At 63.7% G+C, this 14,526-nt stretch carries 13 protein-coding genes; 8 read left to right on the forward strand and 5 right to left on the reverse strand.

The genetic code is table 11. The annotated features are described in order from the left end of the window. The first annotated feature begins 69 nt into the window (after nt 1–69). From ispG to AC25Z0_RS13335, 3 genes are all read left to right on the forward strand, one after another. The gene (ispG, locus tag AC25Z0_RS13325) at nt 70–1,230 is read left to right on the forward strand and encodes a flavodoxin-dependent (E)-4-hydroxy-3-methylbut-2-enyl-diphosphate synthase (protein ID WP_488120135.1); all 1,161 of its coding nucleotides are present in this window, start codon (nt 70–72) and stop codon (nt 1,228–1,230) included. Nucleotides 1,231–1,432: 202 nt separating this feature from the next. Further along, nucleotides 1,433–3,055, forward strand: a complete 1,623-nt coding sequence (locus AC25Z0_RS13330; protein ID WP_488120136.1) for a M28 family peptidase — start codon at nt 1,433–1,435, stop codon at nt 3,053–3,055. A gap of 182 nt (nt 3,056–3,237) precedes the next feature. After that, entirely contained in the window at nt 3,238–5,019 is a 1,782-nt protein-coding gene (locus AC25Z0_RS13335) for a proline--tRNA ligase (protein ID WP_488133509.1), read from the forward strand. 82 nt (nt 5,020–5,101) lie between these two features. Here AC25Z0_RS13335 and AC25Z0_RS13340 read toward each other — a convergent pair whose 3' ends face one another. From AC25Z0_RS13340 to AC25Z0_RS13350, 3 genes are all read right to left on the reverse strand, one after another. After that, nucleotides 5,102–5,857: a DUF1206 domain-containing protein gene (locus AC25Z0_RS13340; protein ID WP_488133510.1), complete on the reverse strand. Its 756-nt coding sequence runs from the start codon at nt 5,855–5,857 to the stop codon at nt 5,102–5,104. A 165-nt stretch (nt 5,858–6,022) separates the two neighbouring features. Continuing rightward, entirely contained in the window at nt 6,023–6,232 is a 210-nt protein-coding gene (locus AC25Z0_RS13345) for a type II toxin-antitoxin system antitoxin (protein ID WP_488133511.1), read from the reverse strand. Nucleotides 6,233–6,234: 2 nt separating this feature from the next. Beyond that, a complete protein-coding gene (locus tag AC25Z0_RS13350) occupies nt 6,235–7,161 on the reverse strand; it encodes an SPFH domain-containing protein (protein ID WP_488133512.1) in 927 nt (308 codons plus the stop codon). A gap of 208 nt (nt 7,162–7,369) precedes the next feature. Here AC25Z0_RS13350 and nusA point away from each other — a divergent pair, with 208 nt between their 5' ends. The 4 genes from nusA to rbfA all read left to right on the forward strand — a co-directional run bounded on the left by nusA (nt 7,370) and on the right by rbfA (nt 12,335). Next, nucleotides 7,370–8,380, forward strand: a complete 1,011-nt coding sequence (gene nusA / locus AC25Z0_RS13355) for a transcription termination factor NusA (protein WP_488120140.1) — start codon at nt 7,370–7,372, stop codon at nt 8,378–8,380. An 8-nt stretch (nt 8,381–8,388) separates the two neighbouring features. Continuing rightward, nucleotides 8,389–8,646, forward strand: coding sequence for a YlxR family protein (locus AC25Z0_RS13360; protein WP_488120141.1), 258 nt, complete (start codon nt 8,389–8,391; stop codon nt 8,644–8,646). Nucleotides 8,647–8,722: 76 nt separating this feature from the next. After that, entirely contained in the window at nt 8,723–11,578 is a 2,856-nt protein-coding gene (gene infB / locus AC25Z0_RS13365; RefSeq protein ID WP_488120142.1) for a translation initiation factor IF-2, read from the forward strand. 244 nt (nt 11,579–11,822) lie between these two features. Further along, entirely contained in the window at nt 11,823–12,335 is a 513-nt protein-coding gene (gene rbfA, locus AC25Z0_RS13370; protein ID WP_488120143.1) for a 30S ribosome-binding factor RbfA, read from the forward strand. Between the two features lie 85 nt (nt 12,336–12,420). Here rbfA and AC25Z0_RS13375 read toward each other — a convergent pair whose 3' ends face one another. Next, on the reverse strand, nt 12,421–12,708 hold the full coding sequence (locus tag AC25Z0_RS13375; RefSeq protein ID WP_488133513.1) for a hypothetical protein: 288 nt from the start codon (nt 12,706–12,708) through the stop codon (nt 12,421–12,423). 253 nt (nt 12,709–12,961) lie between these two features. Further along, complete coding sequence (locus AC25Z0_RS13380) at nt 12,962–13,903, reverse strand: HhH-GPD family protein (protein ID WP_488133514.1); 942 nt, start codon at nt 13,901–13,903, stop codon at nt 12,962–12,964. A gap of 20 nt (nt 13,904–13,923) precedes the next feature. Here AC25Z0_RS13380 and AC25Z0_RS13385 point away from each other — a divergent pair, with 20 nt between their 5' ends. Beyond that, nucleotides 13,924–14,526 carry a nucleoside/nucleotide kinase family protein gene (locus AC25Z0_RS13385; protein WP_488133515.1) on the forward strand — a complete coding sequence of 201 codons (603 nt, stop codon included), beginning with the start codon at nt 13,924–13,926 and terminating at the stop codon, nt 14,524–14,526.

Raw genomic sequence — 14,526 nt, forward strand, 5'->3', positions numbered from 1 at the left:
GAGCCCGGACGCTCGTGCGCTTTGCGCGCGTTCAGGATGCCAGCTGTGCACACGCGTAAGCTAGGTTCCGTGGCTGCAATCAACTTAGGGATGCCCAAAGTACCTGAGGTACTCGCTCCCAGACGTAAGACCCGTCAGATCAAAGTCGGTAAGGTCCTTGTCGGCGGTGACGCGCCAGTCAGCGTCCAATCGATGACGACGACCCCGACCCCGAACATCAACGCGACCCTGCAACAGATCGCCGAGCTGACCGCATCCGGATGCGACATCGTTCGCGTCGCAGTGCCAAGCCGTGACGACGCTGAAGCTCTTCCGATCATCGCGAAGAAGAGCCAGATCCCCGTGATCGCCGACATTCACTTCCAGCCGAACTACGTGTTCGCGGCGATCGACGCCGGTTGTGCTGCCGTGCGCGTGAACCCGGGCAATATCCGCAAGTTCGACGACCAGGTTGGCAAGATCGCGGCAGCGGCCAAAGCCGCTGGCGTCTCGATTCGTATCGGCGTCAACGCCGGTTCGCTCGAGCCGAGCCTGCTGCAGAAGTACGGCAAGGCCACCCCTGAGGCGCTCGTCGAGAGTGCCGTCTGGGAAGCCAGCCTGTTCGAAGAGCACGATTTCCACGATTTCAAGATCTCGGTCAAGCACAACGACCCGATCATCATGGTGAAGGCATACCGCCTGCTCGCCGAGCGCGGTGACTGGCCGTTGCACCTCGGCGTTACAGAGGCCGGACCGTCGTTCCAGGGCACCATCAAGAGCGCAACGGCGTTCGGCATCCTTCTGTCAGAAGGCATCGGCGATACCATCCGCGTCTCGCTGTCCGCACCGCCGGTCGAGGAGATCAAGGTCGGCCTGCAGATCCTGCAGTCGCTGAACCTGCGTGAGCGCAAGCTCGAAATCGTGTCGTGCCCGAGCTGTGGTCGTGCCCAGGTTGACGTCTACAAGCTTGCCAACGACGTGACGGATGGTCTTGAAGGCATGACGGTACCGCTGCGCGTTGCCGTGATGGGTTGCGTTGTGAACGGACCAGGCGAGGCGCGCGAAGCAGACCTCGGTGTGGCATCCGGTAATGGCAAGGGCCAGATCTTCGTGAAGGGGCAGGTCATCAAGACTGTTCCTGAAGCGGAAATCGTTGCGACGCTGATCGAAGAGGCGAACCGCCTGGCAGCCGAGATGCCCGCCAGCGACACGAGCGTCGGTCAGCCCGTCGTCACCGTCGGCTCGAACTAACACTGTCGGCTCGAACTAGCGCGCCAGTCCGATTTCACCCCGCCTCCGCATGGCTCCCAGCGTTTTCACAGTTTCGATAACGATCCGATAACGGCGAGAACCAAAGTCCCCGGTCGGGGGCACTCTCCCCAGTGGAAGAGCGCCCCGGCCGGGGCGCTCTCCTCAGGTGAAACGGCCCCCGCAGGGCCGATCGGAGGAAATCGTGCGAGGTAGAGCAATTGTTCTCACCGGGCTGGTCATCGCGGCCGTCATAGTCCCGGCGACGACGGCGGTGGCTGTCGACGACATCAATACCGACAAGCTGCTGAAGGCAGTGACGGTGAATGGCATCCTGCAGCATGAAAGAGCGCTGCAGCGGATTGCGAACAACAACGGAGGCACCAGGGCCTCCGGCACTCCCGGCTATGAGGCATCAGCGGCATATGTGAAGAGCCAGCTGACCCGCGCCGGCTACAAGGTGACGGAGCAGAAGTTCGACTTCCCGTACTACGAGGAGGTCACCCCTGCCACGCTGAGCCAGGTGTCACCTACTCCGACCGACTATGAAACCGCGACACTGGAATACTCGGGGAGCGGCGATGTCGTCGGCGCAATCGTGCCAACGACGAACGTCGTGATCCCTGCCACAGAGGTGCCAAGTTCGGCCTCAGGATGCCTGGTCACCGACTACGTGCCCGCATCAGCGACGGAGCCGCAGGTCGCACTGATCCAGCGCGGAACATGCACGTTTGCCGAGAAGGTCGCCGCCGCGATCGAAGCTGGGTACGACGCCGCAGTGGTCTTCAACGAAGGCAACCCTGGGCGAACCGATCTGCTCACCGGCGTGACGCTCGGTGGGCCGGTGGCCATCCCGGTGGTTGGCCTGAGCTACGCGGATGGCGCTGCGCTGTATGAGGCATCACTGGTCGGGCCGGTCACCGTGGCCGTGCACGCCGAGGTCATCGCAGAGACACGCACCACCACGAACATCCTGGCCGACGCCCCGAAGGCCAAGAATGACAAGAACGACAAGGGTAAGGGCAAAGACAAGGGCAAGAAGGGCAACCACGGCAACGGCGGCGGCTCCACTCCAGAGGTCACCCCCGACAGGGTGGTCGTTGTGGGTGCTCACCTTGACTCCGTACTTGCAGGGGCAGGAATCAACGACAACGGCAGCGGTACCAGCGTGACGTTGGAGACCGCGATCCAGATGGCGAAGCAGAACATTAAGCCGCAGCAACAAATGCGGTACGCGTTCTGGGGAGCCGAGGAATCCGGCCTGCTTGGATCCACGCATTACGTCGACACCCTCACCGATGACCAGTTGGCCGAGATCTACGCGAATCTGAACTTCGACATGCTCGGGTCGACCAACTATGTGCGCTTCGTCTACGACGGTGATGGCTCCGCAGATCCCGATGGTCTGTCAGGCCCTCCCGGATCCGCGCAGATCGAAGCCATCTTCAACGACTACTTCGCCAAGGTGGGACTGGCGAGTGCCCCGACAGCTTTTGACGGCCGCTCAGACTACGGGCCGTTCATCGCTGCGGGCATCCCGGCCGGCGGACTCTTCAGCGGAGCAGAGGAGTTGAAGACCGAGGAGCAAGCCGCAGTGTTCGGTGGAACAGCGGGAGCGCCACTTGACCCCTGCTATCACCAGGCCTGTGACGACATCACGAACCTGAGCACCGCGGCATTGAACGAGCTCGGCGATGCGGCAGCGCACGCCGTGATGACGCTCGCGCTCACCAAGACCGGGTTCTTCGAAGACGGCAGCCGGGTTGCTCCGTCACCGCAGATCTCGGTTGACGACCTCGATTACTGGGGGAGCAAGCAGCTCCGATGAGCGAGTGCTGAGCCAGCACCGAGTCTGTGCTGAGCAAGCGCTGAATGACCGCGGGTCCGGTCGGCCGGTACACAGCCGACCGGACTCGCGCACGTCTGGGCCATGGCTCATTGCGAGCCCGCCGTGAGTCCATCACGGTCATCCAGCCGGGGCCGCGCAGCGGGGAAGCTAAAGTAGAAGGCGTGCCTACACGCCTCTCCAACTATTTCCTCCGAACCCTTCGCGAAGACCCCTCTGATGCAGAGGTGACCAGCCACCGCCTGCTCGTGCGGGCCGGCTACATCCGCCGCCAGGCGCCAGGTATTTTCGCCTGGCTCCCGCTTGGCCTGCGGGTGAAGGGCAAGATCGAGGCGATCGTTCGCGAAGAGATGGCCAACGCCGGCGCGCACGAAGTGCACTTCCCTGCGCTCTTGCCGCGCGAGCCGTACGAGGTCACCGGCCGCTGGGATGAATACGGCGACGGTCTGTTCCGCCTGCAGGACCGCAAGGGCTCCGACCTGCTGCTGGCCCCCACCCACGAAGAGGTCTTTACGCTCCTCGTGAAGGACCTGTACAACAGCTACAAAGACCTTCCCCTGTCGATCTATCAGATCCAGGACAAGTACCGCGACGAAGCACGACCCCGTGCCGGTCTGCTGCGTGGCCGCGAGTTCACCATGAAGGACGCATACTCCTTCGACTACACAGATGCCGGCCTCGACGCCAGCTACCAGGCCCAGCGCGACGCCTACGAGCGCATCTTCACCCGCCTCGGCCTCGAATACGTGATCGTCAAAGCGGATGCCGGTGCCATGGGTGGCTCGAAGAGCGAAGAGTTCCTGCACCCGACCGTCGTCGGCGAGGACAGCTTCGTGCGTTCGGCCGGCGGATACGCCGCCAACGTCGAGGCATTCACGACGCTGGCCCCTCCCGCACGCAGCTGGGACGGCCTGCCGGCAGCGGAGATCTTCGACACGCCAGACACCCCGACCATCCAGACGCTGGTCGACAGCGCCAACGCGAACCACCCGCGCCCAGATGGCAGGGAGTGGACCGCAGCCGACACGCTGAAGAACGTCGTTCTCGCGCTCGTGCAGCCGGATGGCACCCGCGAACTCGTGATCATCGGTATCCCTGGTGACCGCGACGTCGACCTCAAGCGTGTCGAGGTCGCCTTCGCTCCGGCAGAAGCCGAAGCGGCAACCGAAGCCGACTTCGCGCGCCTCGACAAGCTCGAGGGCAACCCTGGCCTGGTGAAGGGCTACATCGGCCCGTGGTCACCGGCAGGCGCCGTGCTCGGCGAGAAGTCGAGCACCGGCATCCGTTTCCTGGTCGACCCCCGCGTTGTCGATGGCACAGAGTGGATCACCGGAGCCAACGAAGCAGGCAAGCACGTCTTCGGCCTCGTCGCCGGTCGTGACTTCCAGGCAGATGGCACCGTTGAGGCAGCAGAAGTACGCGCAGGCGACCCTGCTCCCGATGGTTCAGGCCCGGTGGAGATCGCCCGCGGTATGGAGATCGGCCACGTCTTCCAGCTCGGACGCAAGTACGCAGAGGCGCTCGGCCTCAAGGTGCTCGATGAGAACGGCAAGCTCGTCACCGTCACGATGGGTTCGTACGGCATCGGTGTGACCCGCATCCTCGCGATCATCGCCGAGCTGAACAACGACGAGAAGGGCCTGATCTGGCCAGAGTCGGTGTCGCCGTTCGACGTGCAGGTCATCGCTACCGGGCGTGACGAGATCGTCTTCGAGACCTCTGAGACCGTTGTCGCCGCAATCGAGGCCACCGGCCGCGACGTGCTCTACGACGACCGTCGCAAGGTATCGCCCGGCGTGAAGTTCGGTGACGCAGAACTGATCGGCATCCCGAACCTGGTGATTGTCGGACGCGGTGCTGCCGACGGAATCGTCGAGTTCTGGGACCGCAGGACGGGCGAGCGCGAACAGGTGGCCATCGCAGACGTCGCCGCACGCCTCGGCTAAGCGGAACCTCGCACCAACAGAACCGCAGGCGTGGTCGGTATTCGAAAGAATGCCGTCCGCACCTGCGGTTTTTTGCGCGACGTTAGAGTCGAACCAGCCGGGCGCGCAGCACGAAGAAGATGCCGTATGCGATCAGGCCGGCGCCGATGACGGCCAGCGTCGTGTCGCCGAAGGGAAGCTCAAGGAGCGCTTTGAATGCGCCATCCATTCCGCTGACGCGATCCCGGTCGGTGGTGAACGGTGCCAGCACGAAGACGACACCGACGAGGCAGAGGGCAAGGCCCTTTGTCGTGTAGCCGAGGATTCCGAGCACCATCGTCGCAATGCCGCCCACGCCATCTGGCACCCGAATGGCGGAACTGAAACGAGCGGTGACGCCGCTGACCGCGAAAGAAACTCCGGTCGCGATCACGATCAGGCCGACGATGACGATGATGACGCCGCCGCCGGGGAGGTCAAGCAGTCGGGTACTCGTCTTCCTGATGATCTCCGCAGTGCTCGTCGACTCGCCCCTGGCGAACGTGAAGGCTGTTGCGGCGATGACCAGATAGCCGACGCCCTTGCCGAGCTCAACGACGCGGAAACCCCAGCGGCGGAGCACGGACTGCTTGGTAGCCAGCAGTGCAGTGAGGATCTCCCAAGCGCAGAGCGCCAGCATGCCGACCATGACGGCCCAGAGCAGCACCACGCCACCAGGGATGGCCGAAATCTGCCTGAGCGCACCCGACTGATCTGCCTCACCGCTCGTTGCACCCGTCGCTATGCCGAGAGAGATTGAGCCGATCATGATGTGCAGGAGGCCGATGGTTGCAATCCCGGCACGCGTCAGGACTCTCATCGGTGTTCGCTGTTCGGCGCGCCTGGCTACGGCTTTCGTCGCTGCTTTCGCCGCCTTCGCGGATCTGCGCACCGATTTGTCCTTCACGTCCTAAGGGTAGCCCGGCCAGCGCGCCTCTACGCACCGCCTGGGCCTGTTGGGGGCCCGCGATGTGGGCAGCCCCACTTACGGGTCGGGCTGATCCTTTCGCGGACGCCCCCGCGGATTCGGTGGGCTGAGGTTCGACGGTGCGCGGCCCGCCCTCACGAGCGCCTGACGCAGGATCATCTCAATCTGCGCGTTGACGCTGTGCAGGTCATCAGCCGCCCACCGGGCCAGCGCGTCGTGGAGTGCCGGGTCGATGCGCAGCAGGAGTTGCTTACGCTCTCGGGTCACAGTTAGTACAACGTCCCGGTGTTCACGATGGGGGAGGCGGGCTGGTCGCTGCAGAGCACGACCATAAGGTTGCTGACCATCGCGGCCTTTCGCTCGTCGTCTAACTCGACGATGTTGTTTTCACTCAACTTGTTCAGCGCCAGTTCGACCATGCCGACGGCGCCCTCCACGATGCGGGTACGCGCGGCGACGACGGCATTGGCCTGTTGGCGGCGGAGCATTGCCTGTGCCACTTCTGGCGCGTAGGCGAGGTGACTGATGCGCACTTCGACGATTTCGACACCGGCGAGTGAGATGCGTTCTGCGACCTCGAATGCCAGTTCTTTGGCAACCTGATCGGTTGAGCCGCGGAGCGAGGTGCCGCCGCTTTCTGTTCCGTCGTACGGGTGCGTCGTCGCCGTGTGGCGCAACGCTGACTCGGCCTGGACCGACACGAAATCTACGTAGTTGTCGACTGCATAAGTAGCCTTCGATGTGTCGGCAACCTGCCAGACAACGATCGCGGCGATTTCGACGGGGCTGCCGTCGGCGTCGTTGACCTTCAGGAGATTCGTCTCGAAGTTGCGTACCCGCACACTGACGCTGTGGCGGTTCGAGAACGGCACCACCAACGACATTCCGGGCTGGCGCACTGTTCCGATATAGCGCCCGAAGAATTGCACAACCTTGGTCTGCCCCGGTTGCACAATGATCAGGGATGACAACAGCACCACGAACGCGGCCAGGAAGATGAGGGCCAGTACGACCAGCAAGCCCGACTCGTTGCCGATGACAAGGAGCCCAATCCCGATGGCGAGCGCGGCGAGCGCGGCGAGAAGTCCCACGCCGCCCGGCACCGACGCGGCGCGGCGTTCCTCGATCTCGACGCGCACGCCGTCGTGGCCCACCGGGACCGTCTCGACCGCGGGGGTGTCGCTCAAGATGCTCATCGTGCTCCGCTCGTCGTGTAAGTAAAGTGATATCACTTTATGGCGTCGGGCAGTCAGGCGCAATACGCCACACGAACCGCCAGAGAATCGCCCGAGAGTGCCGCAGACAGCCGCCTGTGGGTGACGACCCCCTCAAGAATCCGGTACCGTAGAGAGAAGCCCCCCGCGCAGTTTCGCGGCGGCACAATTTGAATAGAGGAGGCCGGCCATGGACATCGACCTCAGTATGTTGCGGCTTATGGAGCGCGAGAAAGAGATCCCATTTGAGGAGCTCGCGCAGATCATTGAACAAGCCATCCTGACCGCATACCTCAAGCACATCCACCCGGGTGAGCACATGAAGCAGGCAGTGAGCGAAGAACCGGGTGCGCGCGTCGAACTCGACCGCAAGACCGGACACGTATCGATTTACGTTCCAGAGCACGACGAAGAGGGAAACGTCATCGGCGAAGCCGTCGACGACCCCAGCGACTTTGGTCGCATTGCGGCATTCGCCGCAAAGCAGGTCATCAACCAGCGCTTGCGCGATCTGGCTGACGACGCAGTACTCGGCGAATTCAAGAGCCGCGAAGGCGACATCATCGCCGGCGTGATCCAGCAGGGCCCGAACCCTCGCATGATTCACGTTGACCTCGGTACCGTCGAAGCGATCCTGCCCCCCGAAGAGCAGGTTCCTGGCGAGAGCTACGAGCACGGCCAGCGCATCCGCGTGTACGTGACAAGCGTGAGCAGGGGACTGAAGGGTCCGCAGATCACCGTGTCGCGCACGCACCCGTCGCTCGTGCGCAAGCTTTTTGCGCTCGAGGTGCCGGAGATTGCCAACGGCGTTGTCGAGATCGTGTCCCTTGCCAGGGAAGCCGGGCACCGCACCAAGATCGCTGTGCGCGCCACAGAGCCTGGCGTCAATGCCAAGGGCGCATGCATCGGTGAGCTGGGACAGCGTGTTCGCGCGGTCACCACTGAACTGAACAACGAGAAGATCGACATCGTCGATTTCTCCGCCGATCTCGCGACCTTCGTGGCCAGCGCATTGTCGCCGGCCAAGGTGACGAGCGCCTATGTCATCGACGAGTCGATCAAGGCGGTCAGGGCACTCGTGCCCGACTACCAGCTGTCGCTCGCCATCGGCAAGGAAGGCCAGAATGCCCGCCTCGCGGCCAAGCTGACCGGTGCCAAAATTGACATCCAACCTGACAGCATTCTGGAGGATGCCGAATAGGGGGTACGATGGAAGCCGTTAGAACGTGCATTGGATGCCGTCTGCGCGCACCTCGCTCCTCGCTATTGAGGGTCGTTGCCCGGGAATCAGAGCTTGTGGTGGATGAAACCGCCACACTCCCTGGGCGTGGTGCGTGGCTGCATCCGACGATGTCGTGCTTTCAGGAGGCCGTAAGGCGACGCGCTTTCGGGCGTGCCCTTCGCGTGACCAGATCCCTGGACGCGAGACACCTAGAGAACAGGCTGAATTGGCTAATGGATAACTAATGAGCGGCTCGAAATGAGACCCGTCCGTTACTAACGGTCTGCCCCTTTCCGGGTGCAGGCCCGGAACAGGAGAATTGTGGCTGCAAAACCACGCGTCCACGAGATCGCAAGCGACCTCGGAGTTGACAGCAAGGTAGCCCTTGCAAAATTGAAAGAGATGGGCGAGTTCGTCAAGGGACCGTCCTCCAGTGTTGAGCCTCCCGTTGCCCGGCGCCTTCGTGCCGCGCTCGAGGCCGACGGAGTAACGGGCACAGCGGCTCCTGCCGCTGATGCAGCGACTCCTGCGGCCCCGGCGGCAACGCCAGGCCCCAAGAAGCCGAGCACCGGCGTCAAGCCAGGTGCTCGTCCGTCGGCCAAGCCGGCACCTACACCCGTTGAAGAAGCACCGGCACCTGCCGATGCTGCTCCCGCGGTTGAGGTTCCCACTCCCGCAGCCCCGCTGACTGTCGCAGAGCGCCAGGCGCAGGCTGAGGAGAAGGCTGCGGCTGCAGAGAAGGCCGCCGCTGCCGACAAGGCTGCGGCTACCGAGGCGCCGGAAGGCGCGGCTCCGGCCGCACCTGCAGGCAAGTCTGCGACGCCGGCTGCAAAGCCTGGCGGCAGCATCCCGAAGCCCCCGTCTGCTCGTCCGGGTAACAACCCGTTCGCCAGCAACCAGGGCATGGGCCAGCGCCCAGCTGCTCGTCCGGGTAACAACCCGTTCGCCAGCGCACAGGGCATGGGTCAGCGTCCGACGCCGACCCCGAGCAACATCCCACGCCCAGCAGCACCCCGTCCGGGCGCACCGCGTCCGGGTGGACCAGGCCAGGGCCAGCGCCCGACCGGCTTCGGCCAGCGTCCGGGTGGCTTCCAGCGCCCCGGTGGCGCTCCTGGAGCAGGTGGCGCAGCGCGTCCAGGCTTCTCCCGTCCGGGTGCAACCCCCGGCGCAACCCCCGGTTTCGGCGCTCCGCGTCCGGCCGGTGGCGGTGGCGGCGGTGGCCGTGGTCGTGGACCCGGTGGTGGAACCGCTGGTGCATTCGGTCGCGGTGGCGGCAAGAGCAAGGCTCGCAAGTCAAAGCGTACGAAGAGGGCTGAATTCGAGCTTCGCGAAGCTCCGTCGCTGGGTGGCGTGAGCGTACCCCGCGGCGATGGCGGCACCGTTGTTCGTCTGCGTCGCGGAGCATCCATCACGGACTTCGCCGACAAGATTGACGCCAGCCCCGGAAACCTCGTTACCGTGCTGTTCCACCTCGGTGAGATGGCAACGGCGACAGAGTCCCTCGATGAGGCGACCTTCGGCGTGCTCGGTGAAGAGCTGGGCTACAAGATCCAGATGGTCTCGCCGGAAGACGAAGACCGCGAACTGCTCCTCACCTTCGACATCGACCTCGATGAAGAACTGGCTGAAGAGACTGACGAACAGCTTGAGCCTCGTCCGCCCGTCGTGACCGTCATGGGTCACGTCGACCACGGTAAGACTCGCCTGCTCGACGCCATCCGCAACTCGAAGGTTGTCGAAGGCGAAGCCGGCGGCATCACGCAGCACATCGGTGCGTACCAGGTCGTTGCTGAGCACGAGGGCGTCGAACGTCCGATCACCTTCATTGACACCCCTGGTCACGAGGCGTTCACCGCCATGCGTGCTCGTGGTGCGCAGGTGACCGACATTGCGATCCTCGTGGTCGCAGCAGACGACGGCATCATGCCGCAGACGATTGAAGCGCTCAACCACGCACAGGCCGCCAACGTGCCGATCGTGGTTGCAGTGAACAAGATCGACAAGGCAGACGCCAACCCGCAGAAGGTTCGCCAGCAGCTCACCGAATTCGGCCTCGTCGCCGAAGAATACGGTGGAGACGTCATGTTCGTTGACGTGTCGGCTCGCAACAACATCGGCATCCAGGAACTCCTCGACGCTGTGTTGCTCACCGCTGACGCTGGCCTCGACATGCGTGCAAACCCGAACAAGGATGCACGTGGTGTCGCGATCGAAGCCAAGCTCGACAAGGGTCGCGGTGCTGTTGCAACCGTGCTCATCCAGTCGGGAACGCTGCGCGTCGGAGACGCAATCGTCGCGGGCACGGCTTATGGTCGCGTTCGTGCGATGGCAGACGAGAACGGTGCAACCGTCCTCGAAGCCACGCCGTCTCGTCCGGTTCAGGTTCAGGGACTCTCCAGCGTTCCTCGCGCCGGTGACACCTTCCTCGTTATCGAAGAAGACCGCACCGCCCGCCAGATCGCTGAGAAGCGTGAAGCTGCCGAGCGCAACGCACTGCTGGCCAAGGCCCGCAAGCGCATCAGCCTCGAAGACTTCACCCGTGCACTCGAAGAGGGCAAGGTCGAATCGCTCAACCTCATCATCAAGGGTGACGTTTCCGGTGCTGTTGAAGCACTGGAAGAGTCGCTCCTCAAGATCGAGGTCGACGACTCAGTGCAGCTGCGCATCATCCACCGCGGTGTCGGTGCTGTCACGGAGAGCGACGTCAACCTCGCCACCGTCGACAACGCCATCATCATCGGATTCAACGTTCGCCCCGACACGAAGGCTCGCGAACGCGCTGCCCGTGAAGGTGTCGACGTGCGCTTCTACTCGGTCATCTACTCGGCACTCGAGGACATTGAGAACTCCCTCAAGGGCATGCTCAAGCCGGAGTACGAAGAGGTCCAGAGTGGTGTCGCCGAAATCCGCGAGGTATTCCGTTCCTCCAAGTTCGGAAACATCGCCGGTGTCATCGTGCGCTCTGGAACGATTACCCGCAACGCGAAGGCTCGTGTCATCCGCGACGGCATCGTCGTCGGAGACAACCTGGCCATCGAATCGCTGCGTCGTTTCAAGGACGACGTCACCGAGGTTCGTACGGACTTCGAGGCTGGTATCGGCCTTGGCAAGTTCAACGACATCCAGATCGGCGACGAGATCGAGACGATCGAAATGAAGGAGAAGCCGCGGGTCTAATGACTCCGGTGTGTGGGTAGCGGGTCTCCGCTCGATCCCCTGAAAAGGGAAGAGAGCGGGGACCCCTACCCCGATTCCCTTTTCAGGGGATCGAGCTGCGACATCAACCGCAGATTGTCTCCCGTCATTAGACGGCGGGAGGGATGAAAAGCTGAAAAGCTCAAGAGCTGAAAAGCTTAAGAGCTGAAAGGCTTGAAAAGCTTAAGAACGGCGGCTCACGGCCGCCAACAGAAGGAGCGAACACATGGTAGACCAGGCACGCGCCAGTAAAATGGCCGACCGCATCAAGGTCATCATCGCCAAGCGGCTCGAGCGCGGCCTCCGCGATCCCCGCCTCGGCTTCGTGACCATCACGGATGTCAAGGTGACGGGCGACCTGCAGCACGCGTCGGTCTTCTACACGGTGTACGGCACCGACGAAGAGCGCGCAGACAGTGCCGCAGCCCTCAAGGCTGCAACCGGCATGATGCGCAGCGAGGTGGGCAAGAACATCACCGCACGACTCACTCCGTCGATCGAGTTCATTGCAGACGCCATTCCGGAGAACGCCAAGCTCATCGAAGAGCTCCTCCGTGAAGCGCGTGAGCGCGACACAGAGGTCGGCCAGCTCGCAGAGGCCGCACAGTACGCCGGCGACGCCGACCCGTACGTGAAGCCGCGCGACTACGACCAAGACGACGCCGACTCCGACGATGACGCCATCGAAGAGACCGACGAAGACGATTCTGCACCGACTGGAAAGCACGTCGCCCCGTAACAAGGCGATGACAGTCGATGTCAAGCGGCAGGAGGCACTGAGCTTCCTGCCGCTTTTTCGAACCTGACAGCGCCGGTGGCGATGGCTAGCGCCTTCGCCTCGTCGCTGTGCCGACCACCGTGGCGATGGTTGTGACGGATGCGCCGACGAATACTGTGGCCGCCGCAACCATGACGATGAACGCCTGCATGTCGTCGAATTGCAGCGCAGAAATGATCCGGGGGCTTCTGGCCCCCATGAAGACTCCGCCGAAGACCAGAAGAACGACCAGGCCGGTGAGCGTGGCCAGCACCTCTTCCCACGCCTTACCCATTGCGGGCACCAGGCCGGTTGTCATGGTGCGGACGGTCATCATGGTGTGCACTGTTGCCACGGGATGGACTATCGGCACCAAGCGCCACAGCACAAGATGTTTGGGGTGCACACGTTCTACATTGAATGTGGTTCACATCGGCCCTTCGGGTTGGCGCGATCATTGCGCACACCATGAAGGTCAGCGCATTGCCATGATTATGACGGCAGCGCAGCGTTGGGCGCTAGACCCAAAATGTCGACGAGCCCTCGTGCCGAGTGCCGACGAATCTATGCCGCAGAACCTTGGGCTGCAGAACCGTGGGCGAAAGAACCTAGTGCGGGAGCACGTATCCACCCGTCGGCGCAGGGACCGCGAGTCCGTCGCTGATCAGCCCGGCCAGGGCGCGGGCGCGCTGCACGTCGTCTGGCCAGAGTCCATCGATCTCGGCATCCGTCACAGGCCTGTGGGTGGAACGGAGCTCGGCCATGATCAGGCCGCGGACCTGCCTGTCACTGCCCTCGAACTTCTTCTGGATGGCCTTTCGCGGTCCGTCGTAGGTGGGGTAGCCGGCCGCACGCCACGCGCAGCTGTTCGCGATGGGGCACACGTCGCAGGCCGGCGATTTCGAGGTGCACACGATGGCGCCGAGCTCCATGATTCCAGCGTTGAATGCGGCGGCCGCATTCCGGTCGGCGGGGAGCAGCGCGCTCATCATCTCGAGGTCCCTGGTGCGCGACGGCGGGGCGGGCTCTGCCTGGCCGCTCACCGCCCGGGCCATGACCCGCCTGGTATTGGTGTCAACGACCGGATGCCGGTGCCCATAGGCAAACACGGCAACGGCGCGGGCCGTGTAGTCGCCGACACCGGTCAGCGCCAGCAGGTCATCGACGTCGTCTGGCACGATCCCACCGTGGCGTTCGGTGATCTCAACGGCCGCAGCATGCAGCCAGAGTGCGCGGCGCGGGTAGCCGAGACTCGCCCAGGCGCGCACCGCGGCACCCGGCGGTTCGGCGGCCAGCGCCGCAGGAGTCGGCCACCGCGTGAGCCATTCCTCGAGTCGGGGGATGACCCTGCTGACCGGCGTCTGCTGCAGCATGAACTCACTCACCAGGGTGCCCCAGGCCGTGAAGCCGTCACGGCGCCAGGGGAGGTCGCGCGCGTTGTCCCTGAACCAGGCGATGATGCCGGGTGCGATGGGGGAGGCGTCGGGGGCGGCAGAGTCGCCGGTGGGGGAAGGTGCCGTGCCAGCGGGGTTGGATATGCCTTTCATCATCTCTAACCTAGGCTCGATTCATGAAGCTCGTTTCCACGCCCCGCGTCGAGTTCCTCCGCGCACTGTCCACGGAGATCCTGCACAACTACGGCAGGGGTCGCAGCATCGTCGCCGTCGATGGGGCGGCAGGCTCCGGTCGCACCGCATTTGCCGATGACCTGGCCGAGGTCTTCGAGGAACGAGAGCACCCTGTCTTCAGGGCCTCGATGACGTATTTCCAGCGCTCGCGCGAGGAGCAGGACAGATTTGGCGGGGCATCAGCTGAGCGCACCTATCGCTACGGGTACGACTACGCGACATTCCGCCGGGTGCTGACCGAACCGTTCCGGATGGGCGTGACCACGAGCTTCGTCACGCAGTCGTTCGACCCTGACCGCGACGCCTGGATCGAACCGACCTGGCAGACGGCACCACTCGACGCGACGCTGATCGTTGACGGCGACTTCATGCTCCGGCGCGAGCTTCGCGATCTCTGGGCGTACAGCATCCGCGTCGACAGCGGTGCGGAGACCGAAGCCGACGAGCTGTACCTGGCCGAAGTGAACCCGGATGCCCTGGCCAGCGCCCTCGTTGACAATTCGGATCCCGCCTCGCCGCGTCGCCTGTTCCGCGACAGCTGCTGA

This window comes from Leifsonia sp. Y862, from assembly GCF_057669585.1.